The organism is Actinomycetospora sp. ABD4_176 (genome assembly GCF_056311855.1).
In genome coordinates, this window is sequence record NZ_CM149974.1 from 641391 (window position 1) to 659234 (window position 17844).

General features: G+C 76.5%; 16 protein-coding genes. 15 read left to right on the plus strand and 1 reads right to left on the minus strand.

Features of this window, described 5'->3' with window-relative positions; genetic code table 11:
- Positions 1–162: 162 nt before the first annotated feature.
- The gene (locus ACYX4T_RS03150; protein ID WP_476013126.1) at positions 163–456 is read left to right on the plus strand and encodes a hypothetical protein; all 294 of its coding nucleotides are present in this window, start codon (positions 163–165) and stop codon (positions 454–456) included.
- A 43-nt stretch (positions 457–499) separates the two neighbouring features.
- A complete protein-coding gene (locus ACYX4T_RS03155; protein WP_476013127.1) occupies positions 500–1069 on the plus strand; it encodes an SAV_6107 family HEPN domain-containing protein in 570 nt (189 codons plus the stop codon).
- 12 nt (positions 1070–1081) lie between these two features.
- Here ACYX4T_RS03155 and ACYX4T_RS03160 read toward each other — a convergent pair whose 3' ends face one another.
- A complete protein-coding gene (locus tag ACYX4T_RS03160) occupies positions 1082–1921 on the minus strand; it encodes a ParA family protein (protein ID WP_476013128.1) in 840 nt (279 codons plus the stop codon).
- 67 nt (positions 1922–1988) lie between these two features.
- Between ACYX4T_RS03160 and ACYX4T_RS03165 the strand changes: the two genes are divergently transcribed.
- From ACYX4T_RS03165 to murG, 13 genes are all read left to right on the plus strand, one after another.
- A complete protein-coding gene (locus ACYX4T_RS03165) occupies positions 1989–2738 on the plus strand; it encodes a class I SAM-dependent methyltransferase (RefSeq protein ID WP_476013129.1) in 750 nt (249 codons plus the stop codon).
- Positions 2735–4051 carry a DNA polymerase IV gene (gene dinB / locus ACYX4T_RS03170; RefSeq protein ID WP_476015172.1) on the plus strand — a complete coding sequence of 439 codons (1317 nt, stop codon included), beginning with the start codon at positions 2735–2737 and terminating at the stop codon, positions 4049–4051. The genes ACYX4T_RS03165 and dinB overlap by 4 nt, the downstream gene beginning before the upstream one ends.
- Before the next feature lie 132 nt (positions 4052–4183).
- Entirely contained in the window at positions 4184–4579 is a 396-nt protein-coding gene (locus ACYX4T_RS03175) for a DUF3040 domain-containing protein (protein ID WP_476013130.1), read from the plus strand.
- 570 nt (positions 4580–5149) lie between these two features.
- Complete coding sequence (mraZ, locus tag ACYX4T_RS03180) at positions 5150–5581, plus strand: division/cell wall cluster transcriptional repressor MraZ (RefSeq protein WP_476013131.1); 432 nt, start codon at positions 5150–5152, stop codon at positions 5579–5581.
- Positions 5582–5834: 253 nt separating this feature from the next.
- A complete protein-coding gene (gene rsmH / locus ACYX4T_RS03185) occupies positions 5835–6824 on the plus strand; it encodes a 16S rRNA (cytosine(1402)-N(4))-methyltransferase RsmH (protein WP_476013132.1) in 990 nt (329 codons plus the stop codon).
- A gap of 40 nt (positions 6825–6864) precedes the next feature.
- On the plus strand, positions 6865–7587 hold the full coding sequence (gene ftsL / locus ACYX4T_RS03190; RefSeq protein WP_476013133.1) for a cell division protein FtsL: 723 nt from the start codon (positions 6865–6867) through the stop codon (positions 7585–7587).
- 164 nt (positions 7588–7751) lie between these two features.
- Positions 7752–9503, plus strand: a complete 1752-nt coding sequence (locus ACYX4T_RS03195; protein WP_476013134.1) for a peptidoglycan D,D-transpeptidase FtsI family protein — start codon at positions 7752–7754, stop codon at positions 9501–9503.
- A 223-nt stretch (positions 9504–9726) separates the two neighbouring features.
- Positions 9727–11187 carry a UDP-N-acetylmuramoyl-L-alanyl-D-glutamate--2,6-diaminopimelate ligase gene (locus tag ACYX4T_RS03200; protein WP_476015173.1) on the plus strand — a complete coding sequence of 487 codons (1461 nt, stop codon included), beginning with the start codon at positions 9727–9729 and terminating at the stop codon, positions 11185–11187.
- Positions 11184–12671 (plus strand): UDP-N-acetylmuramoyl-tripeptide--D-alanyl-D-alanine ligase, encoded by a 1488-nt coding sequence (locus tag ACYX4T_RS03205; protein ID WP_476013135.1) that lies wholly within the window; start codon positions 11184–11186, stop codon positions 12669–12671. The genes ACYX4T_RS03200 and ACYX4T_RS03205 overlap by 4 nt, the downstream gene beginning before the upstream one ends.
- Entirely contained in the window at positions 12668–13735 is a 1068-nt protein-coding gene (gene mraY, locus ACYX4T_RS03210) for a phospho-N-acetylmuramoyl-pentapeptide-transferase (protein ID WP_476013136.1), read from the plus strand. Before ACYX4T_RS03205 ends, mraY begins: the two co-directional genes overlap by 4 nt.
- Positions 13728–15248 carry a UDP-N-acetylmuramoyl-L-alanine--D-glutamate ligase gene (murD, locus tag ACYX4T_RS03215; RefSeq protein ID WP_476013137.1) on the plus strand — a complete coding sequence of 507 codons (1521 nt, stop codon included), beginning with the start codon at positions 13728–13730 and terminating at the stop codon, positions 15246–15248. The genes mraY and murD overlap by 8 nt, the downstream gene beginning before the upstream one ends.
- On the plus strand, positions 15245–16579 hold the full coding sequence (gene ftsW / locus ACYX4T_RS03220; protein WP_476013138.1) for a putative lipid II flippase FtsW: 1335 nt from the start codon (positions 15245–15247) through the stop codon (positions 16577–16579). The genes murD and ftsW overlap by 4 nt, the downstream gene beginning before the upstream one ends.
- Positions 16580–16611: 32 nt before the next feature.
- Complete coding sequence (murG, locus tag ACYX4T_RS03225) at positions 16612–17745, plus strand: undecaprenyldiphospho-muramoylpentapeptide beta-N-acetylglucosaminyltransferase (protein WP_476013139.1); 1134 nt, start codon at positions 16612–16614, stop codon at positions 17743–17745.
- Positions 17746–17844: the final 99 nt, after the last annotated feature.

The window sequence follows — 17844 nt, forward strand, 5'->3', positions numbered from 1 at the left end:
CGGGTTCACTGGTCCGCATCGAACACATGTTCGATCGCTCGGGCGGTGGGGCGGGGGAAGCGCCCCGCCGTCCGGGAGTGCCGCCGGCTCCCCACGGTGGCAGGCACCCCGCTCGGCCCGAGCCACGGGCCGACGAGCACGAGCCGCCGTGGAGGACGCATCGTGGTTCGCAGTCCCTCGCCGGTCCAGGTCCGCTGCGCGGACGGTGACCCCGTCGAGTTCCATCGTCGCCCCAACCGGCGCGACAGCCACTACCTGGTCACCGAGGTGCAGGAACGCTGGATCGAGGAGTCCCGGTGGCCGTTCCTCTCGGCCATGCCGGTCGGGGGGGACCGGTGCCGGTGCTGGCGGGTGCTCGCCTGCCGGTCGGACGAGCCGCACCTGCCGCCCGGCGAGTTCGTCCTGCGCATGCGCTCCGGCCCCGGCGTGTGGGACCTGCGCTGGGCCGGCGCGTGACCCCTGCCCGCTCCTGCCCGCTCCTGCCCGGAGGAGGACCACCGTGACCAGCGCCCTCGCCATGCCCGGACTGTTCGACACCACGCCCGCCGGCTCCGCCCCGCCCGCCGACTCCGCCCCGCCCGCCGACCCCGCCCCGCCCGGTGACACCGCCCCGCCCGTCCCGGATCAGGGGGCGTACGACGTGCCGGCGCGCGGCGCCACGGCCCGGTCCGCGCCTCCTCCTCCGCCCTCGCCGCCGCCCTCGCGCACCGTGGTGCAGCTGCTCGGGGCCGCCCGGGACGAGCTGCGGGCCGCCCAGGCCGAGGACGACCCGGCCGAGCGTTTCCGCTCCGCGCACCTCGGGGCGCTGCGGGCCGCGGCGGCGGTGCTCGCGCTGCGGGCGCGGGCGAAGCGGTCGTCCCGGCCCACCGACGCCTGGACGCTGCTCGCGTCCGTCGCGCCCGAGTACGGGGAGTGGGCGGCGTTCTTCGCGGCCCATTCGGCCACGCGCTCGGCCATCGAGGCCGGCGTGCGGGGGCGGGTCTCCCAGCGCGACGCCGACGACATGGTGCGCCAGGCCGACCTGTTCCTCGCCCTCGTCACCCGCACGGTGGCGGGCCGGGGGCGCTGAGCCCGGCGTGCTCTAGGCGTCCGGCCCCTGGCGCGCCCGGGCGCGCTGCGAGCGGCCCGAGCGCGAGCGGACGATGCGGCCGAGCAGCGAGTCGAACTGGCTCGCGATCTCCCGGGCGCCCGGGGTGTCCCACCGCTGGATCGGCACCCCGGCGCCCTGGGCCTGCTGCACCGCGCTGCGGTCGGGCAGCGCGCTGGAGAGCACGAGCGGGCCGAAGAGCTCGCGCAGCTCGGCGACCCGGAACTCGTGCTCCGACGAGCGCGACCGGTACTTGTTGACCAGCACGCCCAGCGGCTGGAGGTCCGGGTTGTGCTCCCGCTCGGCCTGGACGGCCTCGAAGGCGCGCTGGACGCCGGAGACGGCGAAGATCGTCGGCTCGGTGACGAGCACCGCGCGGTCGACGGCCACGAGCGCCGAGCGGGTCAGCTGACCCAGCGAGGGCGGGCAGTCGATGAGCACGAGGTCGTAGCCCGCGAGGCCGAGGTCGGTGTCGTCGTGGCCGTCGCGGGGCAGGGCGGCGAGCAGGTGGGCGAGTCGCCCGAGGCGTTGCGAACCGGGGTCGGGGTGGTTGTGGCGCTCGATGTCCTCGGAGCCGACGAGCACGTGGACGTCCTCGCCCCAGGCGCTCGGCGCGATCGACGAGGCCAGCAGCGCCGCCGACGGGCGCTCCATCGCCTGCGCGATCGTCGTCTCGGTCGCCTCGGGCTCGAGTGCCGTGGTCGCGTTGCCCTGCGGGTCGAGGTCGACGACGAGCGTGCGCAGCCCGGCGCGCAGGGCCGACCCGGCCAGCCCCAGGACGACCGTCGTCTTGCCGACACCGCCCTTGAGGCTCAGCACCGCCGTGACGTGCACGGGGGGAACCTACCGGCCCGACGACACTGGTGGCCCGTGCGTCCGTCACACGTTCTACGGTGTCTCGGTGACCCGAGCCGCGTCGTTCGCCCCGATCGACGTCGTCGCGCGCACCCTGCGGGTCGAGCTCACCGCCGCCCGGGCGCGGCGCGGGGGCGCGGCTCCCCGGGTGCTGGACGTCGGCGGAGGGAGCGGCACCTGGGCGGTGCCCCTGGCCGCGGACGGCTGCGAGGTCACCGTCGTCGACTCGAGTGCCAACGCCCTGGCGGTGCTGCGCAGCCGCGCGCGCGAGTCCGGCGTGGCGGCCGGGGTGCGGGCGGTCCAGGGCGACGTCGACGCGCTGGCCGACGCCGTCGGCGACACCGAGGCCGACCTGGTGCTCGGTCACGGCCTGCTCGAGTACGTGGACGACCCCGCGGAGGCCTGCCGGGCGATGGCGGGCGCGGCCGCTCCCGGTGGGGCGGTGTCGCTGCTGGTCGCGGGCCGGTTCGCGGCGGTGCTCTCCCGGGTGGTCGCGGGCCGGCTCACCGAGGCGCGCCAGGTGCTCGTCGACCCCCACGGGCGCTGGGGCGAGAGCGACCCGCTGCGCCGGCGCATGGACGTCGAGGAGATCCGCACCCTGGTCGAGGCCGGCGGGCAGCTCGGGGTCGAGCGGGTGCAGGGCCACCGGGTGCTCGCCGACCTCGTGCCCGACGGCGTCCTGGAGCCCGGCACGTCGTCCGACCCGCTCGCCGAGCTCGAGGACATCGCCGCCGGCACGCCGCCGCTGCGCGACATGGCCTCGAAGCTGCACGTCCTCGCCCGGCGGCCGGGCTGAGCGCCACCCGCCCGACCCCTCCGCCCGAGGGGCGCGACGCCGGCTGCGGCGTCCTGCACGTCGACATGGACGCCTTCTACGCCGCGGTGGAGATCCGCTCGCGGCCCGAGCTGCGGGGCCGCCCGGTGGTCGTCGGGGGCGGGCCCGAGCGGGGCGTGGTGCTCTCGGCCAGCTACGAGGCGCGCGCGTTCGGGGTCCGCTCGGCCATGCCGTCGGCGCGCGCCCACCGGCTCTGCCCGCAGGCGGTCTTCCTGCGCCCCGACTTCACCACCTACGCCGAGGTCTCCCGCGCGGTCATGGCGGTGTTCCGGTCGGTGACGCCGCTGGTGCAGCCGCTGAGCCTCGACGAGGCGTTCCTCGACGTGGCGGGTGCGCTGCGCCGGCTCGGCACCACCCCGCTCGGCGTCGCGGCCGCGATCCGCGAGGAGGTGGCGGCGTCGCAGGGGATCACGTGCTCGGTAGGAGTCGCGTCGACGATGTTCGTCGCCAAGCTGGCGTCGCGGGTCGCGAAGCCCGACGGCGTGCACCTCGTGCCGGCCGACGGCGTCCGCGCGTTCCTCGACCCGCTGCCGGTGGGGGCGCTGTGGGGCGTCGGCGCGAAGACCGAGGAGGTGCTGGCACGCCACGGCATCGGCACCGTCGCCGACGTCGCGGCCGCCGGTCGGTCGACGCTGCGCCGCGCGGTGGGGGAGGCGCACGCCGCGCACCTGCTCGCGCTCGCGCACGGGATCGACGAGCGCCGGGTCGACCCGCACGGCCGCGAGAAGTCCGCCGGCGCCGAGGAGACGTTCGACCGCGACCTCGTCGACCCGGCCCTCCGCCGTCGCGAGCTGCTGCGCCTCGCCGACCGCACCGCGCGGATGCTGCGGCAGCGCGGCGTGCGCGCGCGGACGGTCGCGCTCAAGGTCCGCTTCGACGACTTCACGACGATCACACGCGCACGGACGCTCCCGGCGCCGACGGACCTCGCTCGCGATCTCCACGCCGTCGCGGTCGAGCTCCACGACGCGCTGGGGGAGGTGCCGCCGGTCCGGCTGCTCGGTGTGCGCGGCGAAGGGCTCGTCGACGCCGACCGCGCGCCCGAGCAGATCGTCCTCGGCGAGCCCGAGCACGGGTGGTCCGACGCCGAGCGTGCCGCTGACCAGGCGCGTTCCCGCTTCGGCGTCGCGGCCGTCCGCCCGGCGAGCCTGCTCGGCGACCCCGACCCGCAGCGCGCGCGATCACCGTCCGAGGCCGGAGATCCGGCCCGTGGTCGTCACCGACAGCATCCGGGCGCGGGCCGAGTGGTATCCCCGCCGGAGCCGAACGGATGATCGAGACGGCAACACGCCGGTCCGGGTAGTGGGGACGACGGCGGACTCGTACGATGGTGCACAGGTCATCAGGACGATGCCCGCCGGACCCCCACGGGTCGGGCGAACTCCCTTCAGTGCCGGAGGAGAATCATGCCGCTCTCCGAGCACGAGCAGCGTCTGCTCGAGCAGATCGAGCGCGCTCTCTACGACGAGGACCCGAAGTTCGCGTCCACGGTTCGGGGAGGCAAGCTCCGACGCCCGTCGCGTCGCCGGCGCATCCAGGGCGTCGCGCTCTTCGTGGTCGGCGTCGTGATGCTGGTGCTCGGCGTCGTCTTCAGTTCGTCCACGATCGGCATCGCCGTCAGCGTGGTCGGCTTCCTCGCGATGTTCGGCGGTGCCGTCCTCGCGATCACCTCGTTCGGCGCCCGGAAGAAGGAGGCCGCCGCCGAGGGCGAGGCCCCCGCCGCCGGCGCCTCGGAGAAGGAGCGCAGCCGCTTCACCTCCCGCATGGAGGAGCGTTTCCGCCGCCGCTTCGAGCAGGAGTAGCTCCCGCACCACCGACGCACCCGACGCGCCGCCGACCTCCGGGTCGGCGGCGCGTCGTCGTTCGCAGGTCTTCTGGCGCGCGCGTGCGTGCCCGGGCGGACTCCGGCGCGCGCCCCACCCCGCCCCACCGGCCGGGCTTCAGCGCGCGCCGGACGAGATCAGCAGGCCGAGAAGCACCCCTGGGGCCCCTCGCGAGGTGCCTTTCCGCCCGCTGATCTTCCGGGCGGCCCACCTCGCCCCACGGGTCGCCCCACCTCGCCCCACGGGTCGCCCCACCTCGCCCCACGGGTCGCCCCACCTCGCCCCACGGGGCCCCCGGCCGCCCGTCGCACGCCGCTCGAGACCCCCCGAACGGCCCGGGAGCCGAGGAAACGGCGTGTCGACGAGCCCCGGGCGCCCCTCGCAGGTCATGGTCGGGCGAGCTCCCCCCACCGCGCCCCACCGGTGCTGACCAGGCACGACTCCCTCGAACGGGGGGCACCACACCCGCGGGATGGTTTGGCTGTGGGGCAAGGTGGGGTATGGTGGTGAGCAGTGGGGCGATCGGGGCTCCACCGGGGAGGTGGAGCCGTGTTCCTCGGCACCCACACCCCGCGATTGGACGACAAGGGCAGGTTGACGCTGCCCGCGAAGTTCCGGGACGAGCTCGCAGGGGGGTTGATGATCACCAAGGGCCAGGACCACTGCCTCTACGTGTTCCCCCGCGACGAGTTCGAGCAGATGGCCCGCAAGGTGGCCGAGGCGCCGTTCACCGACGAGCGGGTGCGCGCGTACCAGCGCTACCTGTTCGCCGGCACCGACGAGCAGCGCCCCGACTCCCAGGGTCGCATCCCGATCGCGGCCGAACTGCGTCGCTACGCCGGGCTGGACCGCGAGTGCACGGTCATCGGGGCGGTCAGCCGCCTCGAGATCTGGGACAGCGCCCGGTGGCAGCAGTACCAGGACGCCCACGAGGACGACTACGCGCAGGCCCAGCAGGAAGTGCTGCCCGGCGTCTTCTGACCCCCAGACGACACCGACCGCACCGACGACAAGCGAACAGGCGGCGCCCCCACGGGGCGCACGGTCCGATGCCGTGAGGCCTCGGTCCGCAGGGCGACGGCCCTGGCGCACCTTCCCCGGCGCCAGGTCCGTCGATCTGCGGGCCGGGACGTGACGGCACCGGACCCTGGAGGACCCGGACCGCGACCGGTTCGCGGTCCGGGCACACGGCGGGCCGCCCGGCCCGGTCGACGAGTCGGTGGTGGAGGCGTCGGTGGACGAGCACGGGGCGGGGCCGGAGGCGCGCGGCGCCGACGGCCGGCGGCACGTCCCGGTGCTGCTCGACCGCATCGTCGCGCTGTTCGAGCCGGCCCTCGCCGACCGCGACGCCGTGCTCGTCGACGCCACCCTGGGGGCTGCCGGCCACTCCGCCGCGCTCCTTTCTCAGCACTCGAGACTCACTCTTGTGGGTGTTGATAGGGACGAGTCGGCGCTGCGACTTGCCTCCGAACGTCTCGCGCCCTACGCCGACCGGACCCATTTCGTGCACGCCGTCTTCGACGCGCTGCCCGACGTGCTCGACGACCTCGGGTACGACACGGTCCAGGGCGTCCTGTTCGACCTCGGCGTCTCCTCCATGCAGCTGGACGAGGACCAGCGCGGGTTCTCGTACGCCCGCGACGCGCCGCTGGACATGCGGATGGACCCCTCGACGGGGCCGACGGCCGCCGACGTCCTCAACACCTACGCGCCCGGCGACCTGATCCGGGTGCTCCACGACTACGGCGAGGAGCGATCGGCCCGACGCATCGTCGAGGCCGTCGTGCGTGCCCGGCGGCGGGCTCCGTTGCGCACCAGCGCGGAGCTCGTCGCCCTCCTCGAGGACGCGATCCCGGCCGCCGCGCGGCGCACGGGGGGCCACCCCGCGAAGCGCACGTTCCAGGCGCTGCGGGTGGAGGTCAACGGCGAGCTCGACGCCGTGGCTGCGGCCGTCCCGGCGGCGGTGCGCGCGCTCGCGGTGGGCGGCCGGGTGGTCGTCATGTCCTACCAGTCCCTCGAGGACCGGATCGTCAAGCGCGTGCTCGCCGAGCACAGCCGCTCGAAGGCGCCGCCGGACATGCCGGTCGTGCGCCCCGAGGACGAGCCCGAGCTGCGCCTGCTCACCCGGGGCGCCGAGAAGGCCGACGACGACGAGATCGCCGCCAACCCACGAGCGGCGTCGGTGCGGCTCCGGGCCGCGGAGCGAGTGCGGGAGGCGGCATGACCCAGCACGGGACCGCCGCGACGACGGTGCGGAGGGCAGCATGAGCACGGCGACCCTGTCGGAGCCCCGCACCGGGACGGGCACCCGCACCACCCCCCGGCCCGACGCCCCGGCCCGGCGGCCGGCGGCGAGCACCCCGCGTCCGAGCACCCCGCGCCCGAGCGCGCCGCGCCCGGGCGGCACGACGGCGGCGCCGCCCGCGGCGTCGGGCACCGCGCCGTTCGTGCTCCTGATCATGGTGCTGCTCACCGGCGGCCTCGTGGCGACGCTGTGGCTCTCCACGGCCGCGGCGGCCGACTCCTACCGCCTCGACGAGGCCCGCCAGGTGGCGCGCGACCTCTCGGAGCAGTCCGAGCGCCTGCACCGCGACGTCGAGGCCGCCCAGTCGGCGCCCGCGCTCGCCGCCGCCGCCCGCGCGCAGGGGATGGTGCCGGCCGGGGAGCCGGCGGTCCTCCTCGTGGCGCCCGACGGGACGTCCCAGGTGATCGGCGACGCCCGGCCCGCCGAGGCGATCGCGCCGCCCGCGCCCCTCCCCGCCCCGCCGGCCCCGCCGGCGGCGGGCACGGCCGGCACCACCGGCGCCCAGGCCGCCAGCGACGGCCAGCAGGCGCCGGCGCCCGCGGGTGCCGCGGCCGCCGAGGACCGGCTCGTGGCGGTGCCGAGCGGCCCGGAGCAGTCGCAGCCGGAGCAGTCGCAGCCGCAGCAGGGTGCGGACGGCGGGACCCCGCAGGACGACGCCGCGGTCACCGAGGCCGGCCGCTGATGGCGCGGAGCTCGGCGATGCTGAGCCGCCCGCCGGCGCGCGCTCCCCGCGGCCGGGCTCCGAGCGGCCGTCGTCCGGCCCCGCCGCCGCCCCCGCCGCGCCGTCCGGCCCGTCGCCCGGCGTCCCGCCCGCCGGACCCGCGCCGGCGCCTGCGGGTCGGCCGCGTGCTCCTCGTGTCCGTCCTGTTGCTGTGCACGCTCAAGCTGGTCGAGGTCCAGGGCCTGCGGGCGGGGGAGCTGTCCGCCGATGCGGCCCAGCAGCGCACCACGCGCCTGACCGTGCCCGCCGAGCGCGGCGCGATCCTGGACCGCTACGGCACCCCGCTGGCGTTCAGCGTCGAGGCCAAGGCGCTCGTCGCCAACCCGCGCCGGATCACCCAGGACTGGAACGACCCGGCCATCCGCTCCCGGCCGGGCTCGCCGACACCGGACCAGCGCAAGTCGGCCATCGCCGTCGGGATAGGCCGCATCCTGGGCCTCGACCCCGGCCCGATCTTCGCGTCGCTCACCTCGGACCGCAGCTACGTCGTGCTCGCCCCGCTGGTCGACCCGGGGGCGGCGCGCCAGGTCCGCGAGGCGTTCCCGGAGATCGCCGAGGAGGACCGCGAGTCCCGCCAGTACCCGGCCGGCGACGTCGCGGCGACCGTCGTCGGCAGCGCGTCGTGGAACATGGACCGCCAGAAGATCCGCGGCTCCATCGGCCTCGAGAGCGCGCTCGACACCACCCTCGCCGGCACCGACGGCTTCCGCGTCGTCGACACCGCCGAGGGCAGCGACGCCGTCATCCCCGGCACCACGCGCGCCGAGCAGCCGGCGCAGGCGGGCCGCGACGTCGTCCTCACCCTCGACACCGACCTGCAGTACGCCGTCGAGCAGCGGCTGCGCGACTACACCGCACGCGTCGGGGCCCGCAGCGGCAGCGCCGTGGTCCTCGACGCCCACACCGGCCAGGTCCTCTCCATGGCCAACTCGGGCGGGTTCAACCCGGCCGCGCCCGGTGCCCCCGGCGCGCAGCTGTCCAACCCGTCGGTGACGAGCCCGTTCGAGCCGGGGTCGGTCAACAAGCTGGTGACGATGGCCGCGGCCGTCGAGGCGGGCGTGGCGCGCCCCGAGGACGTCCTCGCGGTGCCGGGCAGCATCCGCGTCGCCGACCGCACCATCGGCGACGCCTGGTCGCACGGCACGATCAACATGACGCTGAACGGGGTGCTCGGGCGCTCGTCGAACGTCGGCACCCTCATGACCGCGCAGCGCGTCGGCCCCGACCGGTTCGCGGACATGCTGCGGGCGCTCGGCGTCGGCACCCGCACCGGCATCGAGCTGCCCGGCGAGAGCTCGGGCTCGGTGCCGGCGCGGGAGGACTGGTCGGGCTCGACGTTCGGCAACCTGCCGATCGGCCAGGGCCTGTCGATGACGACGCTGCAGATGGCGAGCATGTACCAGGCGGTGGCCAACGACGGCGTGCGCGTGCCGCCGCGGCTGGTCGAGGCCGAGGTCGGCGCCGACGGGGTCCGCATCCCGTCCGAGGTGCCCGAGGCCGTCCGGGCGATGAGCCCGGAGACCGCCCGGACGATGCGGGACATGCTGCAGTCGGTGATCCAGGACGGTCGTGGCGGCGACCGCGGCACCGGACCGCAGGCCGCGATCCCCGGCTACCCGGTCGCGGGCAAGACGGGCACCGCCCAGCAGGTCGACCCGGGCTGCGGCTGCTACTCGCAGTCGAACTACTGGATCACCTTCGCCGGCATGTTCCCGGCGCAGGACCCCCGCTACGTCGTCGCGCTCATGCTCGACCGGCCGCCGGGCGGCGACTCCGCCGCCCCGCTGTTCCACGACATCGGCGCCTACCTCGCCCAGCACGGGGCCGTGCCGGTGTCGACCGCGCCGCCCCGCGTCGTCCCCCTCACGCTGCCCTGACGAGAAGGCAACACCGGCATCGCAGGCCACAGGGGCTGCGCGGGCGTCGCGGGGACGGTGAGTAGCCTTCGCGCTCGTGCCCGCCGCACCACCGAGGACCACCGACGACGCCGCCGGACCCGTCCGGGGGCGGGCCGCCGACGGCGGCTCCGGAGACGACGACCGCGGCCCCTTGCGGCCCGCGCGGACGGTCCCCGTGGTGATCACCGAGGTGGCGGGGCGCATCGCCGAGGCGCTGCCCGGGCAGGCCCCGGTGGAGATCGTCGGCGAGGCCGGCGTGCGCGTCACCGGCGCGACGCTGCGGGCCCACGAGGTGCGCCCGGGCGACCTGTTCGCGGCCCTGCCCGGGTCCCGCGCGCACGGCGCCGACTACGCCGCACAGGCCCTCGAGCAGGGTGCCGCCGCGGTCCTCACCGACGTCGACGGGGCCGCCCGCCCGGCCCTGCGTGCCGCCGGCGTCCCCGTGCTCGTCCACGCCGACCCGCGCGGTGCCCTCGGCCCGGCGTCGGCCCGCATCTACGGCGACCCCTCGACGCGCCTCGACGTGCTCGGCGTGACCGGGACCAGCGGCAAGACGACGACCGTGTACCTGCTCGAGGCCGCGCTCGCGGCGGCCGGCGCCCGCACCGGGCTCATCGGTACCGTCGAGACCCGCCTCGCGGGGCGGCGCCTGCCCAGCGGGTTCACCACGCCCGAGGCGCCCGATCTGCAGGCCCTGCTCGCCCGGATGGCCGACGACGGCGCGACGCACGTGGCCATGGAGGTCTCCAGCCACGCCCTCGCGCTGGGCCGGGTCGCGGGCACGCGGTTCGCGGTCGGGGCGTTCACCAACCTCTCGGCCGAGCACCTCGACTTCCACGCCGACATGGAGGACTACTTCGCCGCGAAGGCGACGCTCTTCGACGGGCGCGCGGCGGCCGAGGTGGTCTGCGTCGACTCGCCGTGGGGCCGCCGGCTGGTGCGCGAGCACACGGTGACCGTCGGCGCGCCCGACGCCGACTGGCGCGCCGAGGACGTCGTCGCCCTGCGCGACGGCACCCAGCGCTTCACGGTCCACGGCCCCGACGGCCTCGAGCTGCCGGTGACGCTGCGCCTGCCCGGCGCCTTCAACGTCACCAACGCCCTGCTCGCGCTGGCCTGCGGGCGCGCCGCCGGCCACGACCCGGAGGTCCTCGTCCGGGGCCTCGCGGAGGTCCGCGTGCCGGGCCGGATGCAGCGGGTCGAGGCGGGCCAGCCGTTCCTCGCCGTCGTCGACTACGCGCACAAGCCCGCCGCCGTCGCCGCGCTGCTCGAGACGCTGCGGGCGCAGACCGAGGGCCGGGTGCTCACGGTGCTGGGCTGCGGCGGCGACCGCGACCGCGCCAAGCGTCCCGTGATGGGCCGGCTCGCCGCCCAGCTCTCGGACCACCTGTGGGTCACCGACGACAACCCGCGCACCGAGGATCCGGCCGCGATCCGCGCCGCGGTGCTCGAGGGCGCCCGCGAGGTCGCCGACGCCGCCGTCGACGAGATCGGCGACCGGCGCGCGGCCATCGGCGCCGCCGTCGCGGCCGCGCGGCCGGGCGACGTCGTGGTCGTCGCCGGCAAGGGGCACGAGACCGGGCAGCAGGTGGGGGACGAGAAGCTCCCGTTCTCCGACGTGGACGAGCTCGGCCGGGCGCTGCGTGCCGGTGGTCCGTCGTGATCGAGCTGACCCTCGCCGACGTCGCCCGCGCCACCGGCGGGCGGCTGCACCGCGCCACCGGCGACGAGCGCGTCACCGGCACCGTCGAGTTCGACAGCCGGGCGGTCACCGCGGGCGGCCTGTTCGTCGCCCTGCCCGGCGAGCGCGTCGACGGCCACGACTTCGTCGATGCCGCGATGGCGGCCGGCGCCGAGGGCGTGCTCGCGGCCCGCGAGGTCGACGCGCCGGCGGTGATCGTGCCGTCGGTGCACGAGGTGTCCGGCTCCTACGTCCTCGCCGCGGACGCCGGCGGCGCGGGCGCCGGGGTGCTCGCCGCCCTGGCCCTGCTCGCGCGCCACGTCGTCGACGTCCTCACCGACCCCCGGACCGGCAGCGGGCTGCTCGTCGTCGGGATCACCGGCTCGTCGGGCAAGACGTCGACCAAGGACCTCACCGCGCACCTGCTCGAGGGGCTGGGCGAGACCGTCGCCCCGCCCGGGTCGTTCAACAACGAGCTCGGCCACCCGTGGACCGCGCTGCGCGCCACGCGCTCGACCCGCCACCTCGTGCTCGAGCTCTCGGCCCGCAACCGCGGGCACGTCGCGGCGCTGTGCCGGGTGGCGCCGCCGCGGATCGGCGCGGTGCTCAACGTCGGCTCGGCGCACCTCGGCGAGTTCGGCTCCCGCGAGGCGATCGCCCAGGCCAAGGGCGAGCTGGTCGAGGCGCTCCCGGCGGACGGCGTGGCCGTCCTCGGCGCCGACGACCCGGTCGTGGCGGCGATGCGCGAGCGCACCGTGGCCCGCGTCGTGCACACCGGGCGCGCGCCGCAGGCCACGGTCCGGGCCGCCGACGTCGCGATCGACGACGCCGGGCGGGCGACGTTCCGCCTGGTCACGCCCGTCGGCGAGGCACCGGTGCGCCTGGGCCTGCACGGCGCCCACCACGTCGACAACGCCCTCGCCGCCGCGGCGATCGCGATCGAGGCCGGCATGGACGTCGCGACGGTCGCCGAGCGCCTCGGCACGGCCGCGCCGCGCTCGCGCTGGCGCATGGAGCTCACCGAGCGCCCCGACGGCGTGCGGGTGCTCAACGACGCCTACAACGCCAACCCCGAGTCGATGCGCGCCGCGCTGGCCACCCTGGGCGCGATGGGTGGACGGCACACCGCGGTGCTCGGCGCCATGGCCGAGCTCGGCGACGACACGGCCCGCGCGCACACCGAGATCGGGCGCGAGGTGGCCCGCACCGGCGTGGCGCGCCTGGTGGTGGTCGGGGACGGGGCGCGGCCGCTGCACGAGGCGGCGTCCTCGGCGGGCGTCGACTCGCAGCTCGTTCCCGACGCCGCGGCCGCCGCCGAGCTCGTCGCCGCGGGCGTGGCGCCGGGTGACGTGGTGCTCATCAAGGCCTCCCGGTCGGCGGGACTGGAGCGCGTTGCCGACAAGCTCGCCGACGTGCTCGCCGACGCCGGGCCGGTACCGATCGCGGACGGGGGAGGAGCTCCATGAGGGGCGTGCTGGTGGCGGCGGGGGTCGCGCTGGCCGTGTCGATCCTCCTGACCCCGTACGTGATCCGGCTGTTCATCCGCCAGGGGTTCGGCCAGGAGATCCGCGAGGAGGGGCCGCAGAGCCACCGCGGCAAGCGCGGGACGCCGACGATGGGCGGCGTCGCGATCCTCACCGCGGTCTGGGTCGGCTACCTCGCCGCGCACCTGGTCGGCGACGTCGCGATCTCGGCGTCGGCCCTGCTGGTGCTGATGCTGATGACGGCGCTGGGGGTCGTCGGCTTCCTCGACGACTTCATCAAGATCCGGCGGCAGCGCAACCTCGGCCTGAACAAGACCGCCAAGCTCGTCGGGCAGTTCGTCAGCGCCGTGGTCTTCGCCGTGCTCGCGATGCAGTTCCCCGACGAACAGGGCCTGCGACCCGTCTCCACGAACCTCTCGTTCGTCCGGGACATCGCCGTCGTCGGCTTCGGGTCGATCGGCTTCGTGCTGTTCTGCTACCTCATCGTCACGGCCGCCTCGAACGCCGTGAACCTCACCGACGGGCTGGACGGCCTCGCGGCGGGGACGTCGGCGATGGTGCTCGCGACCTATCTCATCGTGTCGTTCTGGCAGTTCCGCAACGCCTGCGGCGTGCAGATCGAGGCGGGCTGCTACCAGGTGCGCGATCCCCTGGACATCACGCTCGTGGCGGCCGCGGCCATGGGGGCGTGCATCGGGTTCCTGTGGTGGAACGCCGCGCCCGCCCGCATCTTCATGGGCGACACGGGCTCGCTCGCGCTCGGCGGGCTGTTCGCCGGGCTGGCCATGGTCACGCGTACCGAGCTGCTGCTGGTCGTGCTCGGCGGCGTGTTCGTCGTCGAGGCGCTGTCGGTGGTCATCCAGGTGGCGGTCTTCCGGACCACGCGACGGCGGCCGTTCCGCATGGCCCCGTTCCACCACCACTTCGAGCTCGCCGGCTGGGCCGAGACGACGGTGATCATCCGGTTCTGGCTGCTCGCGGCGATCTGCTGCGCCCTGGGCCTCGGGCTGTTCTACAGCGAGTGGTTGGCGGCGTCGGGTGGTTGAGTGGCGCGACCGCCACGTCCTCGTCGCCGGGGCGCGCCGGACCGGGGTCTCGGTGGTCGACGTGCTGCTCGGTCTCGGCGCCCGGGTGACCGTCGGCGACGGCGACCCCGCCCAGCTCGACGCGCTGGGCGACCGGGACGTCGCGCGCACCCGCGACCTGACCTCGCTGCCCGACGGTGTCGACCTTGTCGTCACCAGCCCCGGCTTCCGCACCGACGCCCCGCTCGCGCTCGCGGCCCGCGGCGCCGGGGTCCCGATGGTCGGCGAGCCCGAGCTCGCGTGGTGGCTCGGCGACGACCCGGCCGTCTGCCCCGACGGCCCGCCGCGCTGGCTCGCGGTCACCGGCACCAACGGCAAGACCACGACCACGCTCATGCTCGAGGCGATCCTGCGCGCGGCGGGGGAGGACACCGTCGCCTGCGGCAACATCGGCCTGCCGGTGGTCGACGCGCTGCGCGCCGGGCACCGGGTGCTGGCCGTCGAGCTCTCGAGCTTCCAGCTGGAGTGGTCGCCGTCGGTGCGCCCCTACGCCGGCGCGGTGCTCAACCTCGCCGAGGACCACCTCGACTGGCACGGGACGATGGCCGCCTACGCCGCCGCGAAGGCCCGGGTGCTGCGCGGGGAGGTCGCCGTCGCGGGGATCGACGACCGCGCGGCGGCGGGGCTGCTGCTGGCCGCGCCGGCCCCGGTCCACGTCGGCTTCACCCGGGGACGGCCCGGACCGGGGGAGATCGGGATCGTCGACGGCACGATCGTCGACCGCGCCTTCGGCATCGCCCCCGGTGAGAAGGTCGAGCGCCACGGAGCCGGGCTCGCCGACGTCGTCGACATCGCCCCGCCCGGCCCACCGGGCGAGGCGAACGCGCTGGCCGCCGCCGCGCTCGCGCGCGCCCACGGGGTGCCGTCGGAGGCCGTCGCCGCGGGCCTGCGCGCCGTCTCGCCGGGCGCCCACCGCGGCGCCGTGGTCGCCGAGTCCGGCGGGGTCCGGTGGGTCGACGACTCGAAGGCCACCAACCCGCACGCCGCCGCCGCGTCGCTGGCCGCGCACGACCGCGTCGTGTGGGTCGCGGGCGGGCTGCTCAAGGGCGCGGACGTCGCCGACGTCGTCGTCGCGCACCGCGGGCGGCTCGCCGGGGCGGTGGTGCTGGGCCGCGACCGCGCCCTCGTGGCCGCCGCGCTCGCGCGACACGCCCCGGATGTCCCCGTCCGGGACGTGGGCGGGGGCGACGATGGCGACATGGTTGGCGGCATGGACGACACCGGGGACCAGGGCATGCTCCGGGCGGCGCGCGCCGCGGCGGAGCTGGCCCGGCCGGGCGACACCGTGCTGCTCGCGCCCGCGGCGGCGTCGATGGACATGTTCCGCGACTACGCCGCGCGCGGCGACGCCTTCGCGGCCGCGGCGCGCGCCGTCGCCGGCGGGGTCGGCCCGCACGGCGCGGCGACGGTCCCGGACGGCCCGCCGGACACGCCCGGGACGCCAGGCGGCACCCCCGGCGGCGGCGCGGCGTGAGCGCGCCGACCCGGCGGGGCCCGCACGGAGCGCGCGGGTCGGGCCGGGGCGGGCCGGGTCGGAGCGGGCGGCCCGGGCTCCTCGCCTCCGCCCGCACCGCCCTGCACCAGTGGCTCGAGCGCCCGCTGACCTCGCTGCACCTGGTGCTCGCGGTGTTCGGGCTGCTCACCGCGCTGGGCCTGGTCATGGTGCTCTCGGCGTCGGCGGTCTCGGCCTACGCGGCGGGCGGCTCGTCGTACGGCGTGTTCTTCCGCCAGGCCGTCTTCGCGCTCATCGGTCTCGGCCTGTTCTGGCTGGGCCTGCGGGTGCCGCCGCGCCGGCTGCGCGCCGCCAGCCCGTGGCTGCTCGCCGGCTGCCTCGTCCTGCTCGTGCTCGTGCTCGTGCCGGGCCTGGGGGCGGAGGTCAACGGGTCGCGGAGCTGGTTCCGGGTGGCCGGGCTGTCGCTACAGCCCTCGGAGCTGACGAAGATCGCGCTCGCGCTCTGGGGGGCCCACGTCCTCGTGCGCCACCGCCCGCACCCGCGCACCTGGCGGGCCGCGCTGATGCCGCTGCTGCCGGTGTCGCTGCTGGTGCTCGTCCTGGTGCTCCTCCAGCCCGACCTCGGCACCACGGTGTCGTTGATGATCATCGTGTTCGCGCTGCTGTGGTTCGCGTGCGCGCCGCTGGGGCTCATGGCGTTCATCGTCTCCAGCGGCGTCGTCGGCGCCGTGGTGCTCGGCGTCGTCGCCACCTACCGGCAGAGCCGCATCACCGCGTTCCTCAACCCGGAGACCGCCGACCCCCTCGGTCCGGCCTACCAGGCCCGCCAGGCGCTCTACTCGCTCGCCGACGGCGGGCTGTTCGGCGCCGGGCTCGGGCAGGGCCGCGCGAAGTGGGACTACCTGCCCAACGCCGACAACGACTTCATCTTCGCGATCATCGGCGAGGAGCTCGGGTTCGTCGGCGCCGGCGCGGTCATCGCCCTGTTCGCCACGCTGGCCTACGTGGGCCTGCGGATCGCCGCGCGCAGCGTCGACCCGTGGATCCGCGTGGTCGCGGGGACGCTGACGGTGTGGCTGGTGGCCCAGGCCTGCATCAACGTCGGCTACGTCGTCGGCCTGCTGCCCGTCACCGGCATCCCGCTGCCGCTCGTGTCCTCGGGCGGCACGTCGCTGGCGCTCGCCCTGCTCTCCGGGGGCCTGCTGGCCAACTTCGCGCGCCACGAGCCCGAGGCCGCCCGGGTGCTGCGCGCCCACGGCCAGGGTCGGCTGGCGCGCACGCTGCGCCTGCCCGAGCCCGAGGTCGCGTCCCGCCCGGCGCCGCACCCCGACCGGCGGGGAGGGGGCCGGTGAACGCCGGGACCCCGGACCCGGACGATGGGCGGATGGACCCGCTCTCCGTCGTCGTCGCCGGCGGTGGCAGCGCCGGGCACGTCGAGCCCGCCCTCGCCACCGCCGACGCCGTGCGTCGCCTGCGGCCCGACGCCCTGGTGACCGCACTCGGCACGGAGAAGGGCCTCGACACCCGCCTGATCCCCGCGCGCGGCTACCCGCTCGAGCTGATCCCGCCGGTGCCGCTGCCCCGCAGGCCGAACGCCGACCTGGCCCGCCTGCCCTACCGCGTCGCCCGCTCGGTGCGGCGCACGCGGCAGGTGCTGCGCGAGGTCGGCGCCGACGTCGTCGTCGGGTTCGGCGGCTACGTCGCGCTGCCCGCGTACCTGGCCGCGGCCTCGATGCGCCTGCCGATCGTCGTGCACGAGGCGAACGCGCGGGCGGGGATCGCGAACAAGGTCGGGGCCCGGTTCGCGCGCGAGGTCGTCGCCGCCGTGCCCGGCAGCGGGCTCGCCGGCGCGCGCGTCGTCGGCATCCCGCTGCGCCGCGCCATCGCCGACCTCGACCGCGCGGGGCTGCGCGCGGCGGCCCGCGAGCACTTCGGGCTGGACCCGCAGGCGCCGGTGCTGCTCGTGTTCGGCGGCTCGCAGGGGGCGCGCTCGCTCAACGAGGCCGTCTCCGCCGCGGTGCCCGCGCTCACCGCGGCCGGGGTGCAGGTGCTCCACGCGCACGGGCCGACGGCCGAGCCCACCGTCCAAGTCGTGTCGTCGTCCCACCCGCCCTACGTCCCCGTGCCCTACCTCGAGCGGATGGACCTCGCCTACGCCGCCGCGGACGTCGCCCTCTGCCGGGCCGGCGCGATGACGGTGGCGGAGGTGTCGACGGTCGGCCTGCCCGCGATCTACGTGCCGCTCCCGCACGGCAACGGCGAGCAGGAGCTCAACGCGCGGCCCGTCGTCGACGCCGGCGGCGGGATGCTGGTGCCGGACGCGGAGCTGACCGGCGAGAAGGTGGCGTCGCTGGTCACGGGCCTCGTGACCGACCCGGGGCGGCTCGCGGGGACCGCGGCGGCAGCCCGGCGTTCGGGGCACGCGGGGGCGGACGAGACACTGGCGCGGACGGTGCTGGAGGTGGCGGCCCTCGGAGGACGGGCGGGTCGCGCGACCGCGAGCGGGAGGCGGGCATGACCGAGCAGGTGGAGCAGGAGCAGCGCGTCGCGGCGGACTCCGTCGTGCCGCCCTTGCCCCGCCTGCTCTCACGGGTGCACTTCATCGGCGCGGGCGGCG